The sequence below is a fragment of the Streptomyces sp. NPDC006743 genome, from assembly GCF_040703815.1.
Classification (GTDB): domain Bacteria; phylum Actinomycetota; class Actinomycetes; order Streptomycetales; family Streptomycetaceae; genus Streptomyces.
Genome location: NZ_JBEYJA010000143.1, coordinates 1 through 2,613, shown reverse-complemented (window position 1 = coordinate 2,613; position 2,613 = coordinate 1). Strand labels below are relative to the sequence as shown.

Here is a 2,613-nt window from a genome sequence, read left to right as displayed (position 1 = left end):
CCCTGGTAGCTCCGCTACAAGGACCTTCCGGCGCCTTGCGATCGCACGCACCGGACGCCGCGAGCTGATCGGACTCCCCTTTTGTTCGCAGCTCTCAGCCCTGGGCGGGCACCTCGTACTCACCGATCAGCTGGGCCCGGCCCAGCGTGTGGAACCGCAGGTTGAAGCCGACCACCGCCGGGGAGGCGTCCGCGTCCGGACCGAGCTTGTCCTGATCCACGGCGTACACCGTGAAGACGTATCGGTGCGGCCCGTCACCCGGCGGCGGCGCGGCACCCCCGAAGTCCTTCGTGCCGTAGTCGTTGCGCGCGTGCACGGCACCCTCGGGCAGGCCCTCGAACTTCCCGCCGCCGGCACCCGCCGGCAGTTCCGTCACCGAGGCAGGGATGTCGAACAGCACCCAGTGCCAGAACCCGCTGCCCGTGGGGGCGTCCGGGTCGTAGCAGGTCACGGCGAAGCTCTTGGTCCCGGGCGGGAATCCCTCCCAGCGCAGCTGCGGAGAGGTGTTCCCCGCCGCCTGGACCTGAGCTTCCTTGAGCGTCGCCCCCTCCCGGACGTCGTCGCTCGTGACCGTGAACGACGGCACGGGCGGATGGAAGTCGTGGGGGAGCGGCCGCCGCTTGAGCTCGGTCACCTCGGTACCTCCTGATCGTTCCTGTTGTCACCACCGAGCCTAGGACAGGTCCTAGAACCAGCTGCGCTTGCTGCCGACCTCGGCGATCCACTGGTGGAGGTACGCCGCCCAGTCGGTCTGCTGGTAGTCGTGCAGGCCGACCTGGAACGAGCGGTAGGTGTCGCTGCCCTCGCTGAACAGACCGGGCTTCTTGTCCATCTCCAGCACCACGTCCATCGCGTGCTCGTCGGCCACGAAACTCAGCTCGACCTCGTTCAGACCCCGGTACTCCGAGGGCGGGTAGAACTCGATCTCCTGGTAGAACGGCAGCCGCTGCCGCGTCCCGCGGATGTGACCGCGCTCCATGTCCGCGTGCTTGAAGCGGAAGCCCAGCTGGATGAACGCGTCCAGGATCGCCTTCTGCGCCGGCATCGGGTGCACGTTGATCGGGTCGAGGTCACCGGAGTCCACCGCGCGGGCGATCGCCAGCTCCGTGGTCACCCCGATGTGCATGCCCCGCAGGGACTGCCCGTCGATCATCGTGACCGGCGTCTCCCACGGGATCTCCAGCCCGAACGGCACCGCGTGCACCGCGCCGGCCTGCAGCTCGAAGGCCCCGCCGAGCCGCACCTTGGTGAACTCGATGTCCTGCTTGTACTCCTCGTCGCCGCTCTCCACCTCGACCTTGGCCTGGAGCCCGACCGACAGCCCCTCGATCGCCTGGTTCACGGATCCGCCCTGGATCCGCACCTCACCCTGCACGACCCCGCCCGGCACGACGTTGACCTCGTGCAGTTCGGTCTCGACGGACGCCCCGCCCGCCCCGAGGCTCGCGAGCAGCTTCCTGAACGCCATGTCTCTCCCTCTACGGTGTGGATCCCTGATCCCTACTTACGCGATCCGGCCCAGGCCGGTTCCGCGTCCACACCCTGGCAAGCGAAGGGATCCTTGACCAGCCCTTGACACCCACCCGTCTGGACTACGCTCGGAAGCCATGATCGCGCCCTCGGACCGTACGCCACTGCCCAGAGACTTCTTCGACCGTCCCGTCCTCGACGTCGCCCCGGACCTCCTGGGGCGGATCCTCGTCCGCACGACCCCCGACGGCCCGATCGCGCTGCGCCTCACCGAGGTCGAGGCCTACGACGGCCCGAACGACCCGGGATCCCACGCCTACCGCGGCCGCACGGCCCGCAACGCGGTGATGTTCGGTCCTCCCGGACACGTGTACGTCTACTTCACCTACGGCATGTGGCACTGCATGAACCTGGTCTGCGGACCGGAGGGCCGGGCGAGCGGGGTCCTGCTCCGCGCCGGAGAGATCGTCGAGGGAGCCGAGCTGGCGCGCACCCGCAGGCCGGCGGCGCGCAACGACAAGGAACTGGCCAAGGGGCCCGCCCGGCTGGCCACGGCCCTGGGCGTCGACCGCGCCCTGGACGGCACCGACGCCTGCGCCGCGGGCGACACCCCGATCCGCATACTGACCGGGACCCCGGTCTCCTCCGGTCAGCTGCGCAACGGCCCGCGCACCGGCGTCGCCGGCGAGGGAGGCAACGGCGACGTCCACCCCTGGCGTTACTGGGTCGCCGACGACCCGACGGTCAGCCCGTACCGCGCCCACGTGCCCAAGCGGCGCCGAAGTTGACTCGTCCCCGCAAGGTGCGTAACGTAGCCCGAGCCGCTGAACCGGGTACGGCGATCGCCTGCAGCCGGAGCGGCCAACCCACTCTCTAGCTTTCACCCCTTCGTCGGGGTCGATTCTGGCGTGCTCGCACGTTGGAATTCGAACTCGCGGAGCCCGATTATGAATCGGGCCGGGAATCGGCTAGCGTAGTGAAGGTCGAAAGGCCGACGAGCGAAAGCCCGAAAGTCCGAGACGAGCCCCCCGACCGGGAATCGGATCGAAAAAGGATCTGATAGAGTCGGAACCGCCGGAAAGGGAAACGCGAAGCGAAAGCGGAGCGGGAACCTGGAAAGCACCGAGGAAATCGGATCGGAAA

General features: G+C 68.7%; 3 protein-coding genes. 1 reads left to right on the top strand and 2 read right to left on the bottom strand.

Going from position 1 to position 2,613, the window contains the following annotated elements; all coding sequences use genetic code 11:
- Positions 1 to 94: 94 nt before the first annotated feature.
- Both ABZ719_RS37500 and ABZ719_RS37495 read right to left on the bottom strand, forming a co-directional pair.
- Positions 95 to 634: a YbhB/YbcL family Raf kinase inhibitor-like protein gene (locus ABZ719_RS37500; RefSeq protein ID WP_366729646.1), complete on the bottom strand. Its 540-nt coding sequence runs from the start codon at positions 632 to 634 to the stop codon at positions 95 to 97.
- A 51-nt stretch (positions 635 to 685) separates the two neighbouring features.
- Positions 686 to 1,468, bottom strand: a complete 783-nt coding sequence (locus ABZ719_RS37495) for a sporulation protein (protein ID WP_037862047.1) — start codon at positions 1,466 to 1,468, stop codon at positions 686 to 688.
- Between the two features lie 139 nt (positions 1,469 to 1,607).
- Between ABZ719_RS37495 and ABZ719_RS37490 the strand changes: the two genes are divergently transcribed.
- Positions 1,608 to 2,258, top strand: a complete 651-nt coding sequence (locus ABZ719_RS37490) for a DNA-3-methyladenine glycosylase (RefSeq protein ID WP_037862045.1) — start codon at positions 1,608 to 1,610, stop codon at positions 2,256 to 2,258.
- Positions 2,259 to 2,613: the final 355 nt, after the last annotated feature.

What these genes read in the sequence shown, in the direction of transcription:
- ABZ719_RS37490 (WP_037862045.1), top strand. Translation starts at nt 1,608, where the DNA reads ATGATCGCGCCCTCGGACCGTACGCCACTGCCCAGAGACTTCTTCGAC.
- ABZ719_RS37495 (WP_037862047.1), bottom strand. Translation starts at nt 1,468, where the DNA reads ATGGCGTTCAGGAAGCTGCTCGCGAGCCTCGGGGCGGGCGGGGCGTCC.